This is a genomic window from Alicyclobacillus tolerans (genome assembly GCF_900142255.1).
Taxonomy (GTDB): Bacteria; Bacillota; Bacilli; order Alicyclobacillales; family Alicyclobacillaceae; genus Alicyclobacillus_I; species Alicyclobacillus_I tolerans.
The window spans coordinates 1-1,188 of record NZ_FRAF01000070.1 but is presented as its reverse complement, the minus strand read 5'-3'; the positions used below and the strand labels follow the sequence as shown (position 1 = coordinate 1,188).

Annotated in this window: 1 protein-coding gene; it reads right to left on the bottom strand. The window is 44.2% G+C overall.

Going from position 1 to position 1,188, the window contains the following annotated elements:
- Positions 1–493: 493 nt before the first annotated feature.
- A complete protein-coding gene (locus BUA75_RS15400) occupies positions 494–967 on the bottom strand; it encodes a nuclear transport factor 2 family protein (RefSeq protein ID WP_207549799.1) in 474 nt (157 codons plus the stop codon).
- Positions 968–1,188 lie beyond the last annotated feature (221 nt).

Sequence of the window (1,188 nt, the reverse complement as noted above, 5' to 3'; positions counted from 1 at the left end):
ATTCCAGTTCTCCTCACTACAACCTTGATCGTGATCACGGCTAAACGGTTACCTGTCTCTGCCTACCTTCACTTTGCGATTATTTCTAACAAATGCAAAAAATACGTGACCATTCCTCATACTTTTAGTAATATTAGATTGCATGCTTGAAAACCTTGCATGTCTAAGCTCTTCTTCGTTGTAATACTTTTTACACCAAAGAAATGTATGTACTCTGTGAAATTTGGTAGACCAAGCCATCACTGTCTTGACCGAGATGATATATGCACTGGATTTCATGATGAAGCTATTGGCAAGTACGGAGTGTATTGCATATTCGCCCCCTTTTGTGCAAGTAGATTTCGTAGTATATTCCAACAAAATAGCACGTGTCCGATCACTTGACACCTGCATTGTAGCGAATCAGTTCGTCTATTTTCTGAGTTTTTATCCTCTCGTGCTACCCTGCGTAACTCTGTAACGTAAAACGGACCATGATGGGTTTTGTAGACGTTTATAACCCAAACTCCTCTAACTCCGGTATGTCATTTGGGCGCGGTCCAAGTTCCCAATGAAAGAGTCGATCCTCCTGAGTGATGGGCAAATCGTTAATCGATGCATGACGACGCACCATCAATCCGGATTCATTGAACTCCCAATTTTCATTTCCATAAGAGCGAAACCAATTACCCAAATTATCGTGCCACTCGTACGCAAACCGTACGGCGATTCTGTTGTTGTGGAATGCCCATAGACTCTTAATCAAGCGATAGTCCTGTTCCTTATTCCATTTCCTCTTCAGGAACTCAACAATTTCCGATCTGCCGGATACAAATTCAGACCGATTCCGCCACTGACTGTCTATGCTATAAGCCAATGCTACGCGCTCAGGGTCGCGGGTGTTCCACGCGTCCTCAGCCATTCGGACTTTTTGCCAGGCTGTTGATTCGTCAAACGGGGGAAATGGTGGGCGAAATTCTTGCTGCATGAACATTACGCTCCTCTCAGTGTAAACGATTCTCCATTAAGAAAAGGATAAATTAATCTTGGTTTTTCATCTACTTGCCGCGATCACTCAGCTAAAATCTTACCGAAAGGGTATCGGCTCACTCAAACAGAAATCTTACCGAAGGGATCGAAATGCGGATGTCCATGCAGAGTCGGCAAGAGTACCTGAGTACGATGCGCGTGCGTTACCTTAAGGCACGC